This is a genomic window from Citrobacter sp. RHB35-C17, assembly GCF_013816795.1.
Lineage (GTDB): Bacteria > Pseudomonadota > Gammaproteobacteria > Enterobacterales > Enterobacteriaceae > Citrobacter_A > Citrobacter_A amalonaticus.
In genome coordinates, this window is record NZ_CP057150.1 from 3,076,256 (window position 1) to 3,100,045 (window position 23,790).

23 protein-coding genes are annotated in these 23,790 nt (G+C 55.7%); 9 read left to right on the forward strand and 14 right to left on the reverse strand.

Features of this window, described 5'->3' with window-relative positions; genetic code table 11:
• Positions 1-70 precede the first annotated feature (70 nt).
• Positions 71-997: an Rpn family recombination-promoting nuclease/putative transposase gene (locus HVZ37_RS14620; RefSeq protein WP_181627642.1), complete on the forward strand. Its 927-nt coding sequence runs from the start codon at positions 71-73 to the stop codon at positions 995-997.
• Positions 998-1,042: 45 nt separating this feature from the next.
• Here HVZ37_RS14620 and yfaU read toward each other — a convergent pair whose 3' ends face one another.
• From yfaU to HVZ37_RS14650, 6 genes are all read right to left on the reverse strand, one after another.
• On the reverse strand, positions 1,043-1,846 hold the full coding sequence (gene yfaU / locus HVZ37_RS14625; protein WP_044258552.1) for a 2-keto-3-deoxy-L-rhamnonate aldolase: 804 nt from the start codon (positions 1,844-1,846) through the stop codon (positions 1,043-1,045).
• A 25-nt stretch (positions 1,847-1,871) separates the two neighbouring features.
• The gene (locus tag HVZ37_RS14630; RefSeq protein ID WP_044258550.1) at positions 1,872-3,161 is read right to left on the reverse strand and encodes an MFS transporter; all 1,290 of its coding nucleotides are present in this window, start codon (positions 3,159-3,161) and stop codon (positions 1,872-1,874) included.
• A gap of 56 nt (positions 3,162-3,217) precedes the next feature.
• A complete protein-coding gene (rhmD, locus tag HVZ37_RS14635) occupies positions 3,218-4,423 on the reverse strand; it encodes an L-rhamnonate dehydratase (protein WP_046401879.1) in 1,206 nt (401 codons plus the stop codon).
• A 14-nt stretch (positions 4,424-4,437) separates the two neighbouring features.
• Positions 4,438-5,220, reverse strand: coding sequence for an IclR family transcriptional regulator (locus HVZ37_RS14640; protein ID WP_043000045.1), 783 nt, complete (start codon positions 5,218-5,220; stop codon positions 4,438-4,440).
• A gap of 211 nt (positions 5,221-5,431) precedes the next feature.
• Positions 5,432-6,628 (reverse strand): nicotinamide mononucleotide deamidase-related protein YfaY, encoded by a 1,197-nt coding sequence (locus HVZ37_RS14645; RefSeq protein ID WP_044266214.1) that lies wholly within the window; start codon positions 6,626-6,628, stop codon positions 5,432-5,434.
• 114 nt (positions 6,629-6,742) lie between these two features.
• Positions 6,743-7,285, reverse strand: coding sequence for a YfaZ family outer membrane protein (locus HVZ37_RS14650; RefSeq protein WP_043000043.1), 543 nt, complete (start codon positions 7,283-7,285; stop codon positions 6,743-6,745).
• A 311-nt stretch (positions 7,286-7,596) separates the two neighbouring features.
• Between HVZ37_RS14650 and nudI the strand changes: the two genes are divergently transcribed.
• Entirely contained in the window at positions 7,597-8,022 is a 426-nt protein-coding gene (nudI, locus tag HVZ37_RS14655) for a nucleoside triphosphatase NudI (RefSeq protein WP_043000042.1), read from the forward strand.
• Positions 8,023-8,070: 48 nt separating this feature from the next.
• On the opposite strand, the gene HVZ37_RS14660 is transcribed toward nudI, so the two are convergent.
• Positions 8,071-8,676, reverse strand: a complete 606-nt coding sequence (locus HVZ37_RS14660; RefSeq protein WP_181627643.1) for a histidine phosphatase family protein — start codon at positions 8,674-8,676, stop codon at positions 8,071-8,073.
• A 280-nt stretch (positions 8,677-8,956) separates the two neighbouring features.
• Between HVZ37_RS14660 and arnB the strand changes: the two genes are divergently transcribed.
• From arnB to arnF, 7 genes are read left to right on the forward strand one after another with little or no spacing between them, the layout of a single operon-like run.
• Complete coding sequence (gene arnB, locus HVZ37_RS14665) at positions 8,957-10,096, forward strand: UDP-4-amino-4-deoxy-L-arabinose aminotransferase (RefSeq protein WP_181627644.1); 1,140 nt, start codon at positions 8,957-8,959, stop codon at positions 10,094-10,096.
• Between the two features lie 2 nt (positions 10,097-10,098).
• A complete protein-coding gene (arnC, locus tag HVZ37_RS14670; protein ID WP_044266219.1) occupies positions 10,099-11,079 on the forward strand; it encodes an undecaprenyl-phosphate 4-deoxy-4-formamido-L-arabinose transferase in 981 nt (326 codons plus the stop codon).
• Positions 11,079-13,061, forward strand: a complete 1,983-nt coding sequence (gene arnA / locus HVZ37_RS14675) for a bifunctional UDP-4-amino-4-deoxy-L-arabinose formyltransferase/UDP-glucuronic acid oxidase ArnA (protein WP_181627645.1) — start codon at positions 11,079-11,081, stop codon at positions 13,059-13,061. The genes arnC and arnA overlap by 1 nt, the downstream gene beginning before the upstream one ends.
• Positions 13,058-13,960, forward strand: a complete 903-nt coding sequence (gene arnD, locus HVZ37_RS14680) for a 4-deoxy-4-formamido-L-arabinose-phosphoundecaprenol deformylase (protein WP_181627646.1) — start codon at positions 13,058-13,060, stop codon at positions 13,958-13,960. The genes arnA and arnD overlap by 4 nt, the downstream gene beginning before the upstream one ends.
• Entirely contained in the window at positions 13,957-15,612 is a 1,656-nt protein-coding gene (arnT, locus tag HVZ37_RS14685; protein WP_044266224.1) for a lipid IV(A) 4-amino-4-deoxy-L-arabinosyltransferase, read from the forward strand. The genes arnD and arnT overlap by 4 nt, the downstream gene beginning before the upstream one ends.
• Positions 15,609-15,944, forward strand: a complete 336-nt coding sequence (arnE, locus tag HVZ37_RS14690; RefSeq protein ID WP_044258530.1) for a 4-amino-4-deoxy-L-arabinose-phosphoundecaprenol flippase subunit ArnE — start codon at positions 15,609-15,611, stop codon at positions 15,942-15,944. Before arnT ends, arnE begins: the two co-directional genes overlap by 4 nt.
• Positions 15,944-16,330, forward strand: a complete 387-nt coding sequence (gene arnF / locus HVZ37_RS14695; RefSeq protein WP_043000034.1) for a 4-amino-4-deoxy-L-arabinose-phosphoundecaprenol flippase subunit ArnF — start codon at positions 15,944-15,946, stop codon at positions 16,328-16,330. The genes arnE and arnF overlap by 1 nt, the downstream gene beginning before the upstream one ends.
• Positions 16,331-16,333: 3 nt before the next feature.
• On the opposite strand, the gene pmrD is transcribed toward arnF, so the two are convergent.
• The 7 genes from pmrD to menF form a co-directional block, all read right to left on the reverse strand.
• Complete coding sequence (gene pmrD / locus HVZ37_RS14700; RefSeq protein WP_044258528.1) at positions 16,334-16,597, reverse strand: signal transduction protein PmrD; 264 nt, start codon at positions 16,595-16,597, stop codon at positions 16,334-16,336.
• A gap of 98 nt (positions 16,598-16,695) precedes the next feature.
• Positions 16,696-18,066 carry an o-succinylbenzoate--CoA ligase gene (gene menE / locus HVZ37_RS14705; protein ID WP_043000032.1) on the reverse strand — a complete coding sequence of 457 codons (1,371 nt, stop codon included), beginning with the start codon at positions 18,064-18,066 and terminating at the stop codon, positions 16,696-16,698.
• Complete coding sequence (gene menC / locus HVZ37_RS14710; RefSeq protein ID WP_181627647.1) at positions 18,063-19,025, reverse strand: o-succinylbenzoate synthase; 963 nt, start codon at positions 19,023-19,025, stop codon at positions 18,063-18,065. The genes menE and menC overlap by 4 nt, the downstream gene beginning before the upstream one ends.
• A complete protein-coding gene (gene menB, locus HVZ37_RS14715) occupies positions 19,025-19,882 on the reverse strand; it encodes a 1,4-dihydroxy-2-naphthoyl-CoA synthase (RefSeq protein WP_044258523.1) in 858 nt (285 codons plus the stop codon). The genes menC and menB overlap by 1 nt, the downstream gene beginning before the upstream one ends.
• Positions 19,883-19,896: 14 nt before the next feature.
• A complete protein-coding gene (gene menH, locus HVZ37_RS14720; RefSeq protein ID WP_044326685.1) occupies positions 19,897-20,655 on the reverse strand; it encodes a 2-succinyl-6-hydroxy-2,4-cyclohexadiene-1-carboxylate synthase in 759 nt (252 codons plus the stop codon).
• Positions 20,652-22,322 (reverse strand): 2-succinyl-5-enolpyruvyl-6-hydroxy-3-cyclohexene-1-carboxylic-acid synthase, encoded by a 1,671-nt coding sequence (gene menD, locus HVZ37_RS14725; protein ID WP_181627648.1) that lies wholly within the window; start codon positions 22,320-22,322, stop codon positions 20,652-20,654. The genes menH and menD overlap by 4 nt, the downstream gene beginning before the upstream one ends.
• A gap of 84 nt (positions 22,323-22,406) precedes the next feature.
• The gene (gene menF / locus HVZ37_RS14730; RefSeq protein ID WP_044258518.1) at positions 22,407-23,705 is read right to left on the reverse strand and encodes an isochorismate synthase MenF; all 1,299 of its coding nucleotides are present in this window, start codon (positions 23,703-23,705) and stop codon (positions 22,407-22,409) included.
• Between the last annotated feature and the right edge of the window lie 85 nt (positions 23,706-23,790).

Consider the following 23,790-nt stretch of genomic DNA (forward strand, 5'->3'; position numbering starts at 1 on the left):
ATTTCGGGCATGCAGCCCTTAATGTAACCTCGTATCGTCACGCCACTGGATTCTTTGGTGACGGACAACCATGGCGAAATCAACGACGTCAACACCGCACGATGCGGTGTTTAAAAAGATGATGACCCATCCTGAAATTGCGCAGGATTTTCTTAAGATTCATCTTCCTGAGTCATTATGTAAACTTTGCGAGTTAACCACGCTCAAACTGGAATCCACCACCTTCATTGAAGACGACCTGAGAACCTACTATTCCGATGTTTTGTGGTCGCTGAAAACACGCGAGGGTGAGGGTTATATTTACTGCGTTATCGAACATCAGAGTACCGCCGTGCCGCACATGGCCTTTCGTTTGATGCGCTATGCCACTGCCGCGATGCAACACCACCTTGATAGCGGAAATAAAACCCTGCCGCTGGTGATCCCGATGCTGTTTTATCATGGCGAACAAAGCCCATACCCTTTCTCACTGAACTGGCTGGACGAATTTAACGACCCACAGCTGGCGCGGCAACTCTACACGGAAGCCTTTCCGTTGATCGATATCACGGTCATCTCTGACGACGAAATCATGCAGCATAAGCGCATAGCTCTGCTGGAACTGATGCAAAAACATATCCGCGATCGTGATTTGATGGGGCTGGTTGATCGACTGGTCACGCTGTTAATTACAGGTACTGCTAATGACAGCCAGTTGCATACACTGTTTAATTATCTGGTGCAGTACGGCGATGTGTCCCGCTTCAGTGACTTTATCCGTAACGTCGCTGAGCGAGTTCCCCATCACAAGGAGAAATTGATGACGATTGCAGAAAGGCTTCGGCAGGAAGGCCACGACACGGGGCTACAGAAGGGACGACAGGAAGGATTACAAAAAGGCACCAGGAAGGAGGCATTACGTATCGCGCGGATGATGCTGAAGAGCGGGATCGAACGCGACAAGGTGTTGATGATAACCGGACTGTCACTCGACGATATCATGGCAAACAGTCCGTAAAGTCTGACAGATGGCCCGGCGGTGCAGCGCCGCCGGGCTATGGATTTAGTAACTGCTTTTCAGTTTCGGCATCGTCTGACCGGGCTTAAACATTGCCAGCCGCTGATCCAGCGCGTCAGTATACAACATAGTATCAACGCCCACGGCGACAAAGTTTGCCCCCCATTCCAGACATTTCTGCGCCATGAGCGGATCGACGGCGAGAAAACCCGCCGCTTTTCCGGCCGCACGAATGCGCTGGATGCTCTCTTTGATAATCCTCTGCACCTCCGGGTGCCCGCTGTTGTCCGGATACCCCAACGAAGCCGAAAGATCGGCGGGACCAATAAACACGCCGTCAATCCCGTCTACATCGAGGATCGCATCCAGATTATCCAGCGCGGCTTTACTTTCAACCTGCACCAGCAGACAGAGTGACTCATTGGCCTGCGCCATATAGTTTTCAATGCGTCCCCAGCGCGCTGCCCGCGCCACGCTGGCGCCGACGCCGCGCTCCCCCACCGGCGGGTAACGGGTCGCAGCAACCACCTGCCGCGCCTGTTCTGCGCTATCGACCATCGGTATCAACAGCGTCTGCGCGCCGATATCCAGTACCTGCTTGATCAATGCCTTAGCGCCTTCTACCGGACGAATCACCGGCTGGCTGGCGTAAGGGGCTATCGCCTGCAACTGATGATAGAGATCCTGCATCGTGTTCGGCGCGTGTTCGCCATCGATCAGCAGCCAGTCATAACCCGACGTCGCGGCAATTTCCGCCATATAAGAGGTGGTCGAACTCAGCCACAGTCCGATTTGTACTTCCCCTTTGCGGAGTGCGTCCTTAAAAGGGTTTGCTAACAATGCGTTCATAATGATCCTTACAACATGGATAAACTTATTGATGCGCAGCACCCGGTTGCGACGCGGGACGATTTACGCTCAGGGTGAAAATAATCAATGAGCCGATGATGGCGACGCCCGCCAGCGTCAACAGTCCTGCGGCATCGCTGGCAAACATCGTTTCTGCTTTAACACGCAGGATTGGCGCAATAAACCCGCCCACCGCGCCAAACAGGTTCACGAAGCCGATCCCCGCCGCCAGCGCGGTGCCGGAAAGTAATTGCGTCGGCATGGTCCAGAACACCGGTTGTACGGCGATAAAACCGACAGCCGCTACGCAAAGCGCCAGAATCGCCACCACCGGAGACGCCAGCCCGGATACGCCGATGCCAATCCCCGCCGCCAGCAGCGTCAGCGCAGCGACATTACGACGTTCACCCGTACGGTCTGAGTAGCGAGGGATCAGCCAGGTCCCGAACAGTGCGGCAACCCATGGAATGGCAGTCACCACCGACGCCGTGAAGCCGACTTTGGTGCCCAGCAGTGCAGCAACCTGAGTCGGCAGGAAGAAAATCAGTCCGTACACCGCCACCTGAATCGTCAGATAGATAATCGCCAGTTGCCAGACGCGTCCGTTACGCAGGGCATCCGTCAGTTTTGACGTGGTCTTCTTCTCTTCTTCACTCGCCAGTTGGCTTATGAGCGCCGCTTTCTCTTCTGCGCTGAGGAAACGGGCCTGCTGCGGGGTATCATCCAGCCAGAAGAAGGTGAAGACCCCGGCACCAACTGCCAGCAAACCTTCGATAACGAACATCCAGAACCAGCCAGGATGCCCCATGAAACCGTGCATCTCCAGCAGCGCGCCGGACAGCGGCGATCCCAGCGTCAACGCCAGCGGCGCCCCCATGTAAAACAGCCCCATAATGCTGGCGCGGTTACGCTGCGGGAACCATTGCGAGGTGAGATAGATCATGCCGGGGAAGAAACCGGCTTCCGCCGCTCCCAGCAGGGTACGGATAATCAGGAATTTCGCCTCGGTATCAGCCCACGCCATCGCGGCGGAGAGGAATCCCCACAACAGCGTGGTGGTGCCAATCCAGGTTCGGGCCCCCAGCTTGCGCATCAACAGGTTAGCGGGCACGCCAAGAAAGGCGTAGACCACAAAGAAAATCCCCGCGCCAAGCGCATAAGCTTCGTTGCTCAGCCCGGTATCAATCTGATAGGTCTCTTTGGCAAAGCCAATGTTCGAACGGTCCAGAAACGCCAGTACATACAGTGCCAGCATAAACGGGATTAAACGTGCGCGGTTTTTCTTCACCACGCCGTCAAGAAGAGTGGTACTCATAGCAAGATCCTCAAAGAGATGAGGGCGTTGCCGACGCTGCGGCAACGCACAGGTCATTAGTGGCTATAAGGCCGTTTCAGATTGCAGTCGCGGTTAAGCTCCACGCCGAATCCTGGTTTATCCAGCACGGACTTATGAATGCGGCCCTGTACCGGTACCGGTTCATCAAGCAGAATCGGGTCAAACTGCGGACGCATGGTTGAGCAGTCCGGGCTGGTCATCAGGAACTCACTGAACGGCGTGTTGGTGAAGGTAATCACCGCATGATGTGAGTAGACCGACGAGCCGTGCGGTACCACCAGTTGTCCGCGCGATTTCGCAATCGCAGCAATCTCGACCAGCGTGGTCAGGCCGCCGCACCAGCCGACATCCGGCTGCATGATATCGATACCGGTTTCCGCCAGCGTACGGAAGGACTGCAGTGTGCCGTGGTGTTCACCGCTGGTGACCATCATGCCTGCCGGCGCATTGCGTTTCAGTTCGCGATAGCCTTCATACTGCTGTGGCGGTAAACACTCTTCGATCCACTTCAGGTTAGATGGCGCGCAGGCGTGAGCCAGCTTCGTGGCGTAATTCACGTCCTGACTCATCCAGCAGTCCAGCATCAGCCAGAAATCCGGGCCGCACTTCTCACGCATCTCCGCCACCATCGCGGCATCTTTGCGGATCCCCGCATCGCCGTCGTGTGGTCCCCAGTGCGTCGGCATTTTGCCGCCAATGAAGCCCATCTCTTTTGCCAGATCCGGACGAGCACCCGTGGCGTAAAACTGAATTTCATCGCGCACCGCGCCGCCCAGCAGTTTGTAGACCGGCAGGCCGACCACCTTGCCAAAAAGATCCCACAGCGCCAAATCAACGCAGGAGATGGTGTTCATCACCAGACCGCCAGAGCCTGAGTAATACATGGTCGCACCGAGCATCTGATCGTGAATGAGTTTGATATCGCTGACGCATTTTCCTTCGATAAAGCGATTGAGGTGTTTTTCAACAATAAAGCACCCCATCTCCCCTGCCGTAGAGACCGCAAATCCCGTTTGTCCGTTTTCGGCTTCAACTTCGACAATCAACGTACCCAGCACGTTAATCCCAAAGGACTGGCGTGACTGTTCATATTCACGATATTTGCTCATCGGCGTGGCGATATGATCGTCAATCCAGTGATTCGCGCCCTGGTCATGATAATCACCGCCGCCAGCACCTTTTTCTGCGGTAGCGCCACCGGTAAACCAGGCGCGGACATGTTTAATTTTGGGTAGAGTCATGATGTTCTCCATTATTATGATGCGAGTGAATCGAAGGGACTTTTCCATCCCAACAGACGTGAAATATCTTTCGCGCAGGCAATGGCTTTCCCGGCAAGATAATCACGATTCTCTTCGTTGATTTCTAAGCGAGTGCCAACCACCGAAATGGCGGCGGCGGGTTCGTTATTGGCATTAAATACAGGGGCAGCAACACAGCGTACATCCGGATAATCCTCTCCGTTGTCGAAGCTCCAGCCGCGCTGACGGATGCGTTCCAGTTCATCGCTAAGTTGCTGAGGTTGGGTGATCGTGGTGGGGGTCGCCTGCTCCCACACCAGCTGTTCAATAATGGCGTTACGCACGGCGGCGGGCTGCCAGGCCAACAGGCACTTACCAATACCAGAGCGATACAACGAAAGGCTTTTCCCTTCATGGGAGCGCACGCTGATGGTCGAAGACGATTCCACCTTCAGGATGTAATACGCGCTTTCATGGTCAATGATCCCCAAATGGCAGAGCAGCCCCGTTTCATCCATCAGTTGCGTCAGGCGTGGTCGCGCCAGTTCACGCAGATCCATTTTGCTGAGCGCATGGCCGGAGAGTTCCACCAGTTTGGTCCACAGACAAAAGTTCTCCTGGTGATCGACACTGATAAACCGCTGACGCTTCAGTTCACTCAACAGCAGGTACGCCGTGCTTTTGGGAATACCCAACGTTTCGATAATCGTGGCGGCGCTACAGGGGCCAATCCGCGCAATCAGATTGAGAATATCAATGGCGCGGGTGAGCGCCGGGACTTTGCTTGATTCCAACATACTGGACTCCAGTCTGAGATACTGGAATCAGTGTGATCGGTCGCGCCAGGTAAATTTGTGAAGCGCGTCATGTCGCGCCTTTCTTCCAGCAGAATGGAGAAATTACGTGCAGGAATGTGAGGTGGCGCACGGATTTTTTCGTGGGGAGTACAATGGGTTGGACAAAAAAGAATCAGCCCGAAAAGCGCAATGCCTTCGGGCGAGGTAAAGACTACAGCGTCAGGGATTCAACCACCTCAATCCAGCCGTGTTCGCTGGCAATATCCTGCTTGTTGAACCAGCGACGTAACATGTTTAGCGCCATCATCGCACAGACCTCCTGACGGACCAGCAGACTGTGACGGGTCACGCTGAAATGCACGCGCAGGGCAAACGTCCCGTCGGGGGTCGCCAGCGCAAAATTCAGGTGATCGTTTTCCAGCCCGGAGATCGCCAGCGCCAGTCCGGCGTAATGGTTATCGCGCCGTTCTGTCGTCCAGTGCGCAGTCTGCGCCAGCGTCTCTTCCTGCGAAGGCACCACTTCACTGGCCAGCAGCGGCGCGCCCACGCGGGAGAGCTGCAGTGCCACCAACCCGCCGGTGAACTGCTCGCTCAGCGTCAGGCTGAGCTGCCTTTTCTGCAACTCGCGGGCGATTTGCAACGGAAGTCCCTCGGTACCTTCAAAAATCAGGCTTTGGCCAGCAACGCGTTTGACCTCCTGCCACAGACTGCGCATCGCTTCGCGCTGGGCATACGGTCCGGTTAATTTCAGTTCGATAATCGGCATCGAAGAACGGTAACCCAGCGTCACCCCTTCTGGTAATGAAAGCGAGTCGAGGCTTTGCGCCAGATCGCTTTCCGAACGACCAAAGGTGGTCAGACGCAGACACAGCGGCGGTTCAGTGAGAGAGAAGCGCTCGCGCAGACGCGGCAGGATCTCATGTTCTACCATCACCTTAAATTCTGACGGTACACCCGGCGTAAAGAACATCAGACAGCGATTAAGCTGTACCGCGAAACCACAGGCGGTGCCGACAGGATTATTGATGAATTCAGCGCTGGCGGGCAGTTCCGCCTGTTTGCGGTTGCTGGGCGCCATCACTCTGCCGCGCTCGCGGAAGAATCGTTCCATCTCGGCAAGCCAGGCTTCGTGCAGAACCAGCCCTTCTCCTTTCGCCGTCGCCGCAGCAAGCGCGCTGAGATCATCACTGGTCGGCCCCAGTCCACCGTTGACGATCAGTACGTCAGCATGCTGACTCCGCTCGCGCAGAATGGCGACCAGGCAATCGAGGTTATCGCCCACCGTATTACGACGGGTTAAGGGCAATCCCTGATTAAAGAAAAAATCGGCCAGCCAGGCTGCATTCGTGTCGACGATTTGCCCGTGCAACACTTCATCCCCGGTGGATAACATCTCCACGTTTAACATCGTGTTCTCCTGCTTTTATGATGAAAACACTATAACGCAAAGGGGGAAGTGGCGTGGTAGAGAAATATCAGGAAGGTAACAAAAGTGGCGCGGCAGAAGACCGCGCCACCAAAATTAGAAGCTGGCATTGACCCCAACATACGGGCCGTCCGCAATGGCGTTATCACGATTGCCGTCTTTACCCGCCAGGTTGAGGTAGCGATAACCCGCTTCGATGCTGAGCGGACGCATGATCGTCAGACGCGCGCCGGCATTCGCCTCTTCATAGCTCTGGATCCCGCTGGATAACGAGTCCGGTGAGTAGTAGTACTCGCCGAACAGGCGGAAACTGTCGCCTATTGGCCACTGTAATCCACCGCCAACCGCAGCAGCATAGCCTTCATCACTGTCGTTCGGGTTGGTATAGACCCCTTTGCCGCCCACCGTCGCCATCAGCGGACCGAGCGGTAGATTTAGCCCCAGCCCCAGACCCGCGACGTCGCCGTCGTCATCGCTATGCATCCAGTTACCGCTCAGCGCCAGTCCCGTGGACTCGGTGCCAAAGCCGACGCCAACGTTGGTATATTCTTTACCCGCCTGTCCGCTGATGCTCATTGCACTCGCAGAGGCGGAAACGAACAGCATTCCCGCTATGCCAAATAATACGCTTTTTTTCATTTTTACCCTTTCCAGCAAGCAAATACGTAAAGTTCCCCAAAGCCGCAGGATTGTACTGCCAGCGCTAAAGGAATCAATGAGCTAAAAAAGCGATCGTGCGGCATTTTGTAACTAAATAATACCGTTCAGAGACAAGAAGAGTCCCGTTAACCCTCTTTACCGTCCGGAAAAGCGCCAGGATACTATTTTTTATTCATAGCAATCCATCAAAGTACATTTCTCATATGAATAGAAAATAAACATTTTCTCCCCTGTTGCCAGGGGATAAACTTTTCCCTGCTAACACTCCCTCTGCTTCAAGGAACATTACCGTGCGTCAAAGGACTATTGTTTGCCCCTTAATACAGAATGCTGGAAGTTATCTCCTGTGCCAGATGGCCGACGACCGGGGCGTTTTCCCGGGCCAATGGGCACTGTCTGGTGGTGGCGTTGAACCAGGGGAACGCATTGAAGAGGCCCTGCGCCGTGAGATTCGCGAAGAACTGGGTACTGAGTTGGTTCTGACTGATATCAAACCCTGGACCTTCAGCGATGATATCCGTACCAAAACCTACCCCGATGGCCGTCAGGAAGAGATTTATATGATTTACCTGATTTTCGACTGCATCGCTGCCAATCGTGAGGTACATATCAATGACGAGTTTCAGGCGTTTGCCTGGGTCAAGCCGGAAGATTTAGCGAAATACGATCTGAACGTTGCGACGGTGAAAACCTTAACACTGAAAGGGTTATTGTAATATTTGATGACAGCCATTACGGCTGTCATTTTTTATTCATAATAGGGGTTAGAGTGATACCAATTTGCCATCAAGGAATAATTTTCCCTTATCGACATGCATCACCAGGCCGTCCAGATAATCCGGGGTCAATTTTACACCCCGCATATTTTTTGCCAGATATGTCAAACAATGATTGTGGGTAAAAATTACCACATCTTTATTTTCCGACTTATTGGCTAAACGCTCAATGGCCTGATAAGTCCCTCGCCCACAGGCATGCATGCCTTTATCTACAGTCAGTTTTTTTTCCGCAGAAAACCAGGTCGCTGACTGAATGGTGCGTACCGTATCGCTGGCATACAAATCGTAGTCTTTTATCTCTTTACCAAACGCGGCACCCAACGCACGGGCTTGCTTCGCGCCACGCTCGGTAATGCCGGTTTTATCCGACAGGCAGAGATTGTCTGATCTGTCGCAGCGCTCGGCATGACGAAACAACACCACCACCGGATGCTGTTTTGCCAGTACCGCCAGGGTACGGGAATCGATTCGCGGCAATCCGTTACTACTCCAGGCGAAATGACTGCCCAGCCCTACCATTATCACCAGCGCTGATAACAGGATAACCGTATATTTTTTGGATTTAATGAAATACTGGGACACGATAAACACAATAAACTCCACCCGTTACCGGCGAACAGAAATATCACTTTACGGCGTACTGCTTAATCAAAGGCATGATCATTTAAGTGGGCAAAATGCCTGAAAACCCTGGCCAATGCAAATGCAATATAGAGAAAAAAGGATATATTTTCTTAACGTTAAGTTCTTAAGGTTAAATTAATATTCAGCCACTATTATTTGGCTTTAACTGGATAATCCTCATTTAGCCTCCTGTTTATGACTTAATAAATAAGAGGATCGCAGTATCCAAATGGCTAAAGGAAATATAATGTCTGATTTTCTGCCTTTCTCTCGCCCGGCGATAGGTACGGAAGAACTTGCCGCAATCAAAGCGGTTCTTGATTCCGGATGGATTACGACCGGCCCGAAAAATCAGCAACTGGAAGAGGCCTTCTGCCAGCTGACGGGAAACCACCACGCTATTGCTGTCAGCTCCGCCACGGCAGGTATGCATATCGCCCTCATGGCGCTGGGAATCGGTGCCGGTGATGAAGTCATCACCCCGTCAATGACCTGGGTTTCCACCCTGAACATGATTGTGCTATTGGGCGCCACCCCAGTGTTGGTGGATGTCGACCGCGACACGCTGATGGTCACCGCTGAGCACATTGAAGCTGCCATAACGCCGCGCACGAAAGCCATTATTCCCGTCCATTACGCCGGCGCACCGGCCGATCTGGATGCCATTTACGCCCTTGCGGAACGTCACGGCATTGCGGTTATCGAAGATGCCGCCCACGCGGTCGGGACTTATTATCAGGGTCGTCACGTCGGCGCACGAGGTACCGCGATTTTCTCCTTTCACGCCATCAAGAATGTCACCTGCGCAGAGGGAGGACTGATCGTCACCGATGATGAGCCACTCGCCCGGCAGTTACGCGCCCTGAAATTCCACGGACTCGGCGTGGATGCCTACGATCGCCAGACCTGGGGTCGCGCGCCTCAGGCCGAGGTACTGACACCAGGTTACAAATACAATCTAACCGATATTAACGCAGCGATGGCGCTGGTTCAGTTAGACAAACTAGAGACACTAAACCGTCGCCGGGCAACTATCGCCCACGCGTACCAACAAGCGCTGGCCGATCTGCCGTTTCAACCGCTGAGCCTGCCGTCATGGCCCCACGTCCATGCATGGCATCTGTTTATTATTCGTACCGACGAAGAGCGCTGTGGCATCAGTCGTGACGCGCTGATGGAGGCACTCAAAGCCCAGGGAATCGGGACCGGTTTGCATTTTCGCGCGGCACACACGCAGAAATATTACCGCAAGCGCTTTAACACTCTGTCGCTCCCCCATACCGAATGGAACAGCGCACGTATCTGCTCGCTACCGCTGTTTCCTGATATGACCCCGGCGGATACCGATCGTGTCATCACCGCACTTCGCCAGATTGCAGGTAAATAACCATGTTTGAAGCTCTTCCGATTACGAAAGTGTCGGTGGTGATCCCTGTCTATAACGAACAGGAAAGCCTGCCGGAACTGTTCAGACGAACCACTGCGGCCTGCGAGAGTCTGGGAAAAGACTATGAAATCCTGTTGATTGATGACGGTAGCAGCGACCACTCTGCCCGGTTGTTGATCGACGCATCAGAAGCCGAAGGCAGCCACATCGTTTCGATTTTACTCAATCGCAACTACGGGCAGCATTCCGCCATCATGGCGGGATTCAGTCACGTTACTGGCGACCTGATCATTACGCTCGATGCCGATCTGCAAAACCCGCCGGAAGAGATCCCGCGTCTGGTGGCAAAAGCCGATGAAGGGTATGACGTCGTTGGCACCGTACGCCAGAATCGTCAGGACAGTCTGTTCCGTAAAACCGCCTCGAAGATGATCAACCATCTGATTCAGCGCACCACGGGCAAAGCCATGGGCGACTACGGCTGCATGCTTCGCGCCTATCGCCGGCACATTATCGATGCCATGTTGCATTGTCATGAGCGCAGCACATTTATCCCGATTCTGGCGAATATTTTTGCCCGGCGCGCCACGGAGATCCCCGTTCATCACGCGGAACGTGAATTTGGTGATTCCAAATACAGCTTTATGCGGCTGATTAACCTGATGTACGACCTGGTGACCTGCCTGACGACGACGCCTTTGCGCATGTTGAGCCTGCTCGGCAGCGTCATCGCCGTTACCGGATTTACTCTGTCGATACTCCTCGTCATTCTCCGCCTGACGCTGGGGCCACAATGGGCGGCTGAAGGGGTATTCATGCTGTTTGCCGTTCTGTTTACCTTTATCGGCGCGCAGTTCATCGGCATGGGATTACTCGGTGAATATATCGGTCGAATTTACAACGATGTCCGCGCCCGCCCCCGCTATTTCGTCCAGCAAGTTATTCGTCCGGAAAGCCCGCACTCTACAAAGGAAAATCAATAATGAAAGCCGTTGTCTTCGCGTATCACGATATAGGCTGTCTGGGCGTTCAGGCCGTGCTCGACGCCGGCTATGACATTGCCGCCATTTTTACACATGCGGATAATCCAGGAGAAAACACGTTTTTTGGCTCCGTTTCTCGCCTGGCTGCTGAGGCGGGGATCCCGGTCTACGCCCCGGATGACGTGAACCATCCAATCTGGGCTGAGCGTATCAGCCAACTCGCTCCTGACGTTATTTTCTCTTTCTATTACCGTCATCTGCTCAGCGATGCAATTCTGGAACAGGCTCCGGCTGGTGCATTCAACCTGCACGGTTCACTCCTGCCAAAGTATCGCGGTCGCGCCCCGTTGAACTGGGTGTTGGTGAATGGCGAAAGCGAAACCGGCGTGACGCTGCATCGCATGGTCAACCGCGCCGATGCAGGCGCCATTATCGGGCAACAGCGTGTCGCTATTTCGCCTGACGATACGGCCCTTACGCTACATCATAAGCTTTGCCAGACCGCCCGACAGGTGCTGGAACAGGCACTACCCGCTATCAAACGCAGAGAGACGCGTGACGTTTTGCAAAACGAGAGCGACGCAACGTACTTTGGTCGTCGCACGCCTGAAGACAGTTTCCTGACGTGGAACCGACCGGCAACGACGCTGCACAACATGGTGCGGGCGGTCGCGGCCCCCTGGCCGGGCGCGTTCAGCTATTCCGGCACGCAAAAATTCACCATCTGGTCATCCCGCGTCCACTCACAGCCCCAGACCGCGCAACCGGGTACCGTGATTTCCGTCGCGCCCCTGCTGATCGCCTGTTCCGAAGGCGCGCTGGAGGTAATGACCGGACAGGCGGGTAACGGCATCACCATGCAGGGTGCACAGTTAGCGCAGGTTCTCGGCCTGGTTGCGGGGTCTCGTTTAAACAGTCAGTCACTGGCCACCAGCAAGCGCCGTACCCGCGTGCTGATCCTCGGCGTGAATGGTTTTATTGGCAACCATCTTACCGAACGCCTGCTGCGCGAAGACCACTACGAAACCTATGGTCTGGATATCGGCAGCGATGCGATTGGCCGCTTCCTCAACCATCCGCGTTTTCATTTTGTGGAAGGCGACATCAGCATTCATTCTGAATGGATCGAATATCACGTTAAGAAATGCGACGTGGTGCTGCCGCTGGTGGCCATTGCCACGCCAATTGAATATACCCGCAACCCGCTGCGCGTTTTTGAACTGGATTTTGAAGAAAACCTGAAAATCATTCGCTACTGCGTGAAATACCGTAAGCGGATCATTTTCCCATCAACTTCTGAAGTGTACGGGATGTGTACCGACAAAGTGTTTGATGAAGACAGCTCGAATCTGATTGTCGGGCCGGTCAATAAACCCCGCTGGATTTACTCGGTGTCCAAACAGCTTCTCGACCGTGTCATTTGGGCCTATGGCGAAAAAGACGGGCTCCGCTTTACCCTCTTTCGCCCCTTCAACTGGATGGGGCCGAGACTCGACAGCCTCAATTCTGCGCGAATTGGCAGCTCACGCGCCATCACACAGTTGATCCTTAACCTGGTGGAAGGCTCGCCGATTAAGCTTATCGAAGGCGGAAAACAGAAACGCTGCTTTACGGATATCCGCGACGGCATCGAAGCGCTGTACCGGATCATTGAAAATGCGGGGGGTCGCTGCGACGGTGAAATCATCAACATCGGCAACCCAGAAAACGAAGCCAGCATCAAGGAACTGGCGGAAATGCTGCTGGAGAGTTTCGACAAACATCCACTGCGCCATCATTTTCCACCGTTTGCCGGGTTACGGGTGGTTGAAAGCAGCAGCTATTATGGCAAAGGCTATCAGGATGTGGAGCACCGTAAGCCCAACATCCGTAATGCAAAACGTTGCCTGGACTGGGAGCCTACCATCGATATGCGCGAAACGGTTGACGAGACGCTGGATTTCTTCCTGCGCAGTGTAGATCTCACGGAACATTCATCATGACAAAAGTCGGCTTGCGTATTGATGTCGATACCTTCCGCGGCACCCGCGAAGGCGTGCCGCGCCTGTTAGCGTCATTGAGCCGATACCACATTCGGGCAAGTTTTTTCTTTAGCGTTGGGCCTGACAACATGGGGCGCCATCTCTGGCGCCTGATTAAACCGCAGTTTCTGTGGAAAATGCTGCGCTCAAACGCCGCATCTCTTTACGGCTGGGATATTTTGCTGGCCGGTACCGCCTGGCCGGGAAAAGAAATCGGTCGCGCCAACGCGGAGATTATCCGTGAAGCGGCACGCCAGCATGAAACGGGGCTGCACGCCTGGGATCACCACGCCTGGCAGTCCCGGAGTCCTCAGTGGAGCGAACAGCAACTGATCGCCGATATTTCACATGGAATAGCCGCCCTTGAGGCCATCACCGGACAACCCGTGACCTGTTCAGCCGTCGCGGGCTGGCGCGCTGACCAGCGTGTGGTGCTCGCCAAAGAGGCATTTCCTCTGCGATACAACAGCGACTGCCGCGGCTGGGCGCCGTTCCGTCCGGTTCTCGGGGCTGATGCGTTCGCTACGCCACAAATTCCGGTCACGTTGCCCACGTGGGATGAAACGGTGGGGCGTGAGGTTCAGGCAGAGGATTTCAACGACTGGATCCTCTCCCGAATACAGCGGGATACCGGTACGCCGGTGTATACCATTCATGCCGAAGTCGAAGGCGGTGCCTGGCACAGCCAGTTTGAGGAACTGCTCCAGCGTGCGGCCGATGCGGGCATCACCTTCTGCCCACTTGGCGATCTCCTGCCTGAGGATCGCAACACCTTGCCGCCGGGAGAGATTATTCGCGGTTACATCGCGGGAAGAGAAGGATGGTTAGGCTGCCAGCAAGCAATGAGTGTCATACGATGAAAAACACCCGTTATTATCAGATACTGGCCGCGCTAATCGCGTTCTGGTACATCATCCCCATCAACCTGCGTCTGTTGTGGCAACCTGATGAAACACGCTATGCCGAGATCAGTCGTGAAATGCTGGCCTCCGGCGACTGGCTTGTTCCTCATTTTCTTGGCGTCCGTTACTTTGAAAAACCCATTGCCGGGTACTGGATCAACAGCATCGGGCAGGGGTTGTTTGGTGCGAACAATTTCGGCGTTCGCGCGGGCGCCATTTTTGCGACGCTGGTCACCGCCGTGCTGGTGGCATGGCTTGCCATGCGCCTATGGCGCGATACGCGTACCGCCCTGCTGTCGGCCATCATCTTCCTGTCGTTGTTTATTGTCTACGGGATTGGCACCTATGCAGTGCTCGATCCGCTGATTGCGCTCTGGCTAATGGCGGGACTGTGCTGCTTCTGGCAGGCGATGCAGGCCACCACCTGGCAAGGGAAAAGTGCAGGATTCCTGCTGCTGGGCGTCACCTGCGGGATGGGCGTGATGACCAAGGGTTTTCTGGCGCTTGCGGTACCGGTGCTCAGCGTTCTGCCGTGGGTCGCCGCGCAGAAACGCTGGAAAGATCTGTTCCTCTTTGGCGGATTAGCGGTCATCAGTTGTGTCGTCGTCATTCTGCCGTGGGGACTGGCAATCGCCCAACGTGAACCCGATTTCTGGCACTACTTTTTCTGGGTCGAACACATCCAGCGTTTCGCGATGGATGACGCCCAGCACAAAGCGCCGTTTTGGTACTATCTGCCGGTGCTGATCGCCGGAAGCCTGCCGTGGCTTGCGCTGCTTCCCGGAGCCTTAAAGACCGGCTGGCAGACGCGAGATGAATCGCGCAGCGCATTCTATCTGCTCGGTTGGATCGTAATGCCGCTGGTGTTTTTCAGCATCGCGAAAGGCAAATTACCGACCTATATTCTGTCCTGTTTCGCCCCGCTCGCCATACTGATGGCGAGATACGGATTGAACGCAGCGGAAAAGGGCTTTGCCGCGCTGCGCATCAACGGCTGGATCAATATTCTGTTCGGCGTCATCGGGATTATCGCTACGCTGGTTGTCTCGCCGTGGGGACCGCTGAAATCGCCGGTCTGGATGCACATTGAGGTGTATAAGGTTTTCTGCACGCTGGGGATGTTTGCTCTGTGGACTTTTTTCGGCTGGTATACGCTGACTAACACCGAAAAGAGCTGGATTTATGCCGCGCTGTGTCCCGTGGCGCTGGCGCTGTTGTTTGGTTTTTCTGTGCCCGATCGGGTCATGGAATCCAAACAGCCACAGTTTTTTGTCGAGATGACCCGGGAAAACCTGGCGCCAAGCCGCTACATTCTTACCGACAGCGTAGGCGTCGCCGCCGGGCTGGCCTGGAGTCTGAAGCGCGACGACATTTTAATGTATGGGCAAACCGGCGAGTTGAAATATGGCCTTAACTATCCCGATGCTAAAGGCCGGTTCATTCGCTACGGCGATTTTGCGGACTGGCTCAGCCAGCACCGCCAGGAGGGGATCATTACGCTCGTGCTCACCATCGCGAAGGATGAAGACATCAACCGCCTTGCCATTCCCCCTGCTGACAGTATCGATAATCAGGGGCGTCTGGTGCTGATTCAGTATCGTCCCAAATGATCTGGCTGGTATTAGTACTCGCCAGCCTGCTCAGCGTTGCAGGGCAATTATGCCAGAAACAGGCAACGCTCCCCGTGCCGACCCGCGCGCGAAGACGCCATGTTGCCCTGTGGCTGGGGCTGGCGATCGCCTGCCTTGGCCTGGCGATGATCTTGTGGTTGTTGGTATTGCAGAACATTCCCGTGGGTATCGCTTACCCGATGCTCAGTCTCAACTTTGTCTGGGTCACATTGCTGGCATGGAAAATCTGGCGTGAACCGGTGGCGCTTCGTCACTGGCTGGGCATCGTCTTGATCATCAGCGGTATTTTTATTCTGGGGAGTGCGGCGTAATGGGATTACTCTGGGGACTGTGCAGCGTGATCATCACGTCCGTCGCGCAACTGGGCCTGAGCTTTGCGATGGCAAACCTGCCGCCGATGACACAGTGGCAGACGTTTATCCCGGTGCTGTTCTCCCTCCATACCGGTACGCTCGTGCTATTCACCAGTTTAGTGGGCTATCTGCTGTCGGTTTTCTGCTGGCATAACGCGCTACATCACCTCGCGCTGAGCAAGGCTTACGCGCTGCTCAGCCTGAGTTATGTGCTGGTGTGGGTGGCGTCGATAATCTTACCCGGCTGGCAGGGCACGTTTTCTCTGAAAGCGCTGCTGGGCGTACTGTGTATCATGGCCGGACTGATGTTCATTTTTCTGCCCGCACCGCGGAAAACGCGCTGACGTTTATTTGTTCCCCAACAACGTCTTCAGGCGCTCCCACTCGTCGCAGGTATAATTTCTGGCATCCAGAATCTTCACCGTCCGCCCGCTGTCACGGTTGACGGAATACAGCGCATCCTTCTGCGGGGAAAGGATATCACCGGCATTCACCACAATGTCAGACTGGACTTCAGCGATCATTTTCAGTGAACCGCCGGCATCACTTAACACTAATGCATGCTTCCCTGACCTTTTGTCATAGCACGACTTCTTCACCTGCCACTCCATTGCATACCTTTACGTATCGGGAACTTTTACATTACGTTACACAGTAGCAGATAAACAAAGTGGCAATGGGCATCAATTGGTAAAACTGCGAAGTGAAATTAATGTTTTCCTAATGTTTCATTCACCCAATCAACGACGGCACGCCGGGATATCTTGATCCCCCCATTTTTCAGTTCGGCAGGCAGAGAAAGCCAATGTACCGGCTGCTGGAAACGTGCCAGTTTGTCTTTCACCCATTCGTTAAGTTCTGTCTCTGCGACGTCTGCGTCACATTCCACCACCGCCACCGGTCGATGACCAAATTCGGCGTCCTCGATCGGCACGATAAACGCCTGCAGCACGTGAGGATGCGTAACAATGACCCGTTCCACCTCTTCGGGTTGTATCCCCTCTCCGCCGCTAAAAAAGAGATTATCCAGACGTCCGGCGATGGTCAGTTTTCCGTCATTCAGCACGCCGCGATCGCGTGTGGCAAACCAGCCTTCATCGTTAACCAGCGAAACCAGTTTACCGTCTCGCCAGTAGCCTTCCGCCATACTGGCCGCCCGCAGCCAGACTTCATCATTTACGATTCTGACTTCTCGTCCCGGTAAAGGCATACCGACATCAGCCAGACCGTCCGCCTCTTTTGCACATACCGTTGAAGCAAATTCCGTCAGGCCGTATCCGCACCAGCAGCGAATGCCCTGCGCGTGCGCCTGCTCGGTTAACGCCACCGGAATCGCCGCGCCACCCAGCAAAACGGCTTTCAGCGCCACCGGCGTCTGGTTCACCAGCAGTCGCCAGAGTTGCGTTGGCACCAGCGAAGCATGGGTGCATCCGGCCAGCATCTGTTCCAGCGGCTGTTTTTCCCGTACCGTCATCCGCGCCCCGGCCACTAACCAGCGCCACAGAATCCCCTGTCCGGAGACATGAAACAACGGCAGAGAGAGCAGCCAGTCGTCCTCTGTTGCCAGCGGCATCAGCGACAGCACACCGTCAGCACTGGCAATATGCGCCTGACAGGTATGAACTGCCGCTTTCGGTAGACCGGTCGAACCGGAGGTCAGCGTCATGGAACACAGACGCTGCGGCTGCCAGTCGACGGCATGCACTCCAGTGCCCTTCTGCATGGCGAGCGAACGCAGAAAGGGAAAGGCGTTCTCCCCCTCCAGGTCCAACGCAAACTGCAACGTGAGTTCAGGTAACAGAGTCGTCAGCAAGGCGTGAGGAAGCTGTGGATTGACCGGCAGGATCCGTGCACCGCACTGCAACAGCGCCAGCCATGCCAGCAGTGTCTGCGGATGATTCCAGGCGCGCAGCATCACGCCGCAGCCTTCGGTAACCCCCTGCGCGGCAAAACCGCTCGCCAGGGCATCAATACGCGTACAGAGCGTGCGCCAGCTTAGCACCTCATCATTCAGGCGTATGGCTGGCGCGTCTCCCTGAACCTGCCGCCAGTATCGCCACGGCCAGTCAGGAAAGGTCATCGCAGGCGTTCCAGTGCAGATTCTTCAATACAGGGCAACATGCTGCCCGGCCAGCGACGAATCTGCTGCGCCTGCATCAGGCTCAGCGTATCCAGTCCCGGAATAGTGTCTGGCGTCAGACACGCGGCAATGCGCGCCAGTTGGGTCAGACCCAGGCTCGACTCGATGGATGAACTGATCACCGCCGTCAGCCCCAGTGTATGCGCGGCCTGTACCTGCTCACGCACTTTTTCCAGCGACCCGGTCAGCGTCGGTTTGATCACCACTGCACGTACGCCCTCTTCTGCTTCAAAGACAAAATCCGCCTCACGCAGGCTTTCGTCCCAGGCGATAGCAATCCCGGTTTCACGGGCAAAGGCTCGCGAGTCGTCGCGCGTTTTGCACGGTTCTTCGAGGAAAGCGATGCGGTTACGGTAGTCCGGGTTCACGTACTTCGCGAACTGCTGCGCCTTCAACGGCGTCCAGGCGCGGTTGGCATCCAGCCGCAGCCGCAATTCCGGGATCGCCTCCAGCAGCAGGTTGACCACCATGCCGTCGCGAACCGCTTCGTACAGTCCGACCTTCACCTTCGCGACTTTTTCGCCGGGCATGTCCGCCAGTTGCAGCACCAGATCGTCCGGGTCCCCGGTACACAGCGGCGCCGCCCGATAGTCTGCGGCTTCAGGCAGCGTTCCGGCTATTTCCGCCAGTGCACAACTGACGCCAAAGGCCACAGAAGGTATGTCAGGCAATGCATCTTCTCCCTGCAGCCAGCCGTCAACCCAGGCCAGCAGCGCAACCTGCGCCTCTTCCTGGGTTTCCTGACTGAATCCCGGCAGTGGGGAGATCTCTCCCCATCCCTGACGCTCGCCGTCGTGCAGGCGAACATACAGCCCGTCACGCGTTTTTAACCGCCTGTCGCGCAGAACCACCCCCGCGTCCATGGGGATCTGCCAGCGGTATACCTGCGCGCTACGCATTACGGATTCCGTTTGAATTTGCTGAAATCAGGCTGACGTTTCTGGTTGAAGGCGTTACGGCCTTCCTGACCTTCTTCCGTCATGTAGAACAGCATGGTGGCGTTACCCGCCAGCTCCTGCAAACCGGCCTGACCATCACAGTCGGCGTTCAGCGCCGCTTTCAGGCAACGCAGCGCCATCGGGCTGTTTTGCAGCATTTCACGACACCAGCGCACGGTCTCTTTTTCGAGTTCGGCCAATGGGACAACGGTGTTCACCAGCCCCATATCCAGCGCCTGTTTGGCATCGTACTGACGGCACAGGAACCAGATTTCACGCGCTTTCTTCTGCCCCACGATCCGCGCCATGTAAGACGCCCCCCAGCCGCCGTCAAAGGAGCCGACTTTCGGGCCGGTCTGCCCGAAGATGGCATTTTCCGCCGCAATCGTCAGGTCGCACATCATATGCAGCACGTGACCACCGCCAATGGAATAACCCGCCACCATCGCCACGACCGGCTTCGGACAGGTACGGATCTGGCGCTGGAAATCCAGCACGTTCAGGTGATGCACACCAGAGTCATCCTGATAGCCGCCGTAGTCGCCGCGAACCTTCTGGTCGCCGCCGGCACAAAAGGCTTTATCGCCTGCGCCAGTCAGAATAATCACGCCCACGTTATCGTCGTAACGGGCATCCGCCATCGCCTGAATCATCTCTTTGACGGTCAGAGGACGGAATGCGTTGCGCACCTGCGGACGATTAATGGTGATTTTTGCGATACCGTCGGTCGATTTCTCATAGCGAATGTCGGTGTAGCCTTCCGAGCAATCGTGCCATTCTACCGGTGCGTAAAGCATTGTTTCATCAGGATAGATCATAGTGTGTCCTTTAGTCAGAGACGCAGAATCTGAGCCAGACAGTCCACCACGCCTGCGGGATTTTCCCGGTGCGCATTGTGTCCGGCGTTACGAATCACATGGCGGGTCGCCGCTAATTCCGTCGCCAGGGCGCAGAATTTGCTGTCACGTTCACCACATAAATAATAAAACGGAAAGGCGCGCGCGGTGAGCGCAGCGCGTAAATCAGGCTGGACCGCCAGCGAAGTGGCTTCCAGCATTGCCGCCAGCGTTTCGCCGTTATTCTGGCTACGTAGCGCGACCAGCGCTTCTCGTTGCCGCGCGTTCAGCGAAGCAAAAACCGGCTGCTGATACCAGTCAGTAAACACCTCTGTCAGCGCGTCATGGCGAAAACGTTCCGCCCAGTGATGGTCAGAATCCCGGCGCGCGTCGCGTTCGGCGTCGCTTTGCAGTCCCGGATGCCCGCCTTCAACCACCAGGCCGCAAAGCCCCGGCATTTCCTGACAGGCCGCCATCATCGCCACTCTGCCGCCGAGGGAATATCCCACCAGCCAGTATTTCAGTATGTTGTAACTAAGAAGGGTATCACGCAGCAAGCTGATCACATCGGTAAATCCGCTGACGCGGCTCTCCGCCGATCCACCGTGACCAGGCAGATCGATGTACAAGCGTGAAAAGCCGGAAAGCCGCTCGCCGATCGGTTGCCATTCCTGGCTATCGCCGGAAAAACCGTGCAGGAAAACCAGCCAGGGTGAGTCTGACTGCGCGGCTTTTGCCTGCGCGTGTAGGATCATAAATGGCTCACCTGCGCCAGCAGCTGTTGTAGCGTCTGCGCGCCGTCGGTGTCGTTGACCACCAGTTCAATCACCGTGGTCGCAGGCATACGCCACGCGCCAGCCAGCGCCGCCTCCAGTTCATCCCAGCTTTCCGGGCGATGATACTTGAGGTTAAACATTGCAGCCGCGTGTTCAAAATGGACATTTTGCGGCATCAGGTAAAAGCGTTCACGTTCGCTCTGCGGCGTGGGCAGCAGCGAGAAAATCTGCCCGCCGTTATTGTTCACCACAATCAGTACGAACGGCGCGGAGACCTGCCGTAACAGGGCTAACGCATTGAGATCGTATAACGCCGATAAATCGCCCACGATCGCCAGCGTCGATTTCGCGCTGGCGCGCTGCACGCCCGCAGCGGTCGATAACAGACCATCAATACCACTTGCGCCGCGATTGCTGTAAACCGGGTAACCTGCCGGAAGCTGCGACAGCGCGTCAATCAGGCGTACCACCAGGCTGTTGCCGACAAAAAGCTGCCCCTGTTCAGGCAGATAGTCGCGAATGCGATGCGCCAGTTGCGCCTCGCCAAAAGTATCACGCCGCGCCGCCACGGCCTTCCAGGCCTGCTCCGCCAGACGCGGGATGTCTACACACCACGGTTGCCGTTTTTCCGCAGGATGCAGTTCCAGCCAGTCGCCGATTTTTGCCACCAGACGACGACCGCGATGATGCGCCGGATCCAGCCGCCCTTCGATATTATCGACAATCCAGTACTCCTCCGGCTCGCAGGTCGCCTGCCATTGCAGTAAACGTTTTCCGGTCAGACTGCTGCCCAGCTGCACCACAATCTGTGCCTGCTGCAGTTCCGTCACCGCCTTCGGATTGCCGAGCCAGAGGTCGGCACAGGGAAGCGGCTGTCCGGTTTGCGACAGCACATCGCCAATCAGCGGCCAGCCCAACGTCTGCGCCCATTGCGCAACTTTCTTGCCCTCTTCTGCACCCATTCGCCCGGCAACAACAACGCCGCGTTTTTGCCGCCAGAAGAACCAGTCGCGCTGTTTGTCGCTCTCCAGCCGACGCGCTTCGCGCAGCCAGGGTTTGTCATCCTGCCACCAGTCACCGAGACGCTGTTGCCAGGCCAGACCGGTTTCGTCCATCTCGCCATATAACGGCTCGGCAAACGGACAGTTGATATGGACCGCGCCGGCATGCAGCGAGGCCAGCGCATTATCGATAGTCGACACCAGCCAACGGGCCGGAATGTCCTGCGTCGGGCGCGGAAGCGAAAGCGTTTGTGACGGGTGTGACGCAAACATGCCCGCCTGACGAATCGCCTGATTCGCGCCGCAGTCAATCAGTTCAGGAGGACGATCGGCCGTCAGAAGGATCAGTTTTTCACCGGTCAGCCCCGCTTCAATCAGCGCCGGATAGAGGTTAGCGACCGCCGTACCGGAGGTCACGATCACGGCAACAGGCTGTTTACTCACCTTCGCCAGTCCCAGCGCCAGATGACCAAGACCACGCTCATCAAAATGCGTGTGGTGAATAAAAGCCGAATTTTCCGCCGCCGCCAGAGTGAGCGGCGTGGAACGAGAGCCAGGGGCAATGCAAACATGCCTGACGCCATGGCGAGTTAATGCTTCCAGAATGACCGCCGCCCAGCGTCGGTTAAATGCGCTTACTGACATGAGATTGTCCGGTATCAATATTGCGACTCAGTATAAAGAACGGAAAAAAGGGATTATTGATATGAGTCGGGAATATGTAACTCATTATCCATCCATCTGTAACAAAGATCGCAGACCAGCGGCTTTATTATCGATTTCCTGCCACTCCTGCTCAGGGTCTGACCCACGAACAATACCCGCACCGGCATACAGCCGAACCACGTTACCGCTGATTTTCGCCGACCGCAGCGAAACACAAAATTCGCTTTGCTGTAATGACAGATAGCCCGCCGACCCGGCGTACCATTCCCGCGCAAAAGGTTCACGCTGCTGAATAAATGCCCGTGCCCGTTCGCGTGGGATCCCGGCCACGGCTGCCGTGGGCTGCAACTGCAGTAAACAGAGCGTGTCATCCGCCTGATTCAGCGCCGTCCAGATGCAGCGTCGCAAATGCTGCACTTTTCGCAACCGCAGCACCTGCGGCGGCAAAACGTCCAGTGTATGCGTGTAGTCCTGCAGGCGCTGACAGATATCCTCGACCACCAGCATATTTTCGCGCTGATTTTTGTCGTCCTTCATCAGCCATTCGCCCAGTTGCCAGGCCTTATAATCATCCGGGTGATTCGCTACCGTCCCGGCGAGCGCCTCGGTACGGAGCGCGGTATCGCGACGTCGCCAGAGACGTTCCGGAGACGAACCCAGGAACGCACTCTGCGCAGAAAAAGCCATATAAAAATGGTAGCAGTTCAGGTTCAAACGGCGACTTGAAGCCATCACAGCAGCGGCATTCACCGGGCGAGAAAAGTGCAGATCGCTGGCGCGCGCCAGCACCACTTTATCCAGTTCACCTTCGGCAATCGTCTGCGTGGCCTGCTCAATCAGGGTGATCCAGCCTGCTTTTTCGGGCCAGTGCTGTTCAGCGGTTTTGCTCAGACGTAATGTCGGCAGCGGTTTTACACTCGCCAGCGAGGCGAGAAAGGTCAGCGCCCGGTCAGCATCCTCGCGCAGAGAAACATCACTCCACAAATGCAGACGCAGCACAGCCACGCCCGCACAGCGCCGCCACTCAAGACGCGGTAACACCAGGTTACCCTGCTCTGGATCAAACGCATTCAGTCCCCAGATACGCAGGTCGGTTTGCTGCGGATGTTGGCGAAGAAAGCATTGCGCCTCATCGAGAGAAGAAAATGGCGCAACGACGCCCAGAACGGCGGCCTCTTCATCACCGTTGCGCTGCTGCCAGTAAAATTGCGGATAAATGGACTGACTTGCCAGCCAGCTTAACGCATCGAAAGCGTCATTAAGGGGAAAAGGAACATCGAGAACCCGAATGCCTGGTGCCGCCGGGATTGCCTGCGACAAAAGACGCGTCAGACCTTCCAGCGCAGTAGTGAGTGAATGCACGCGGACCTCTCCCTGTTAAAAACCTCACATTATACGGGGTACTGCACAAAAAAAGCAGTACCCCAGTTTAGGGAGTCAATGCGAT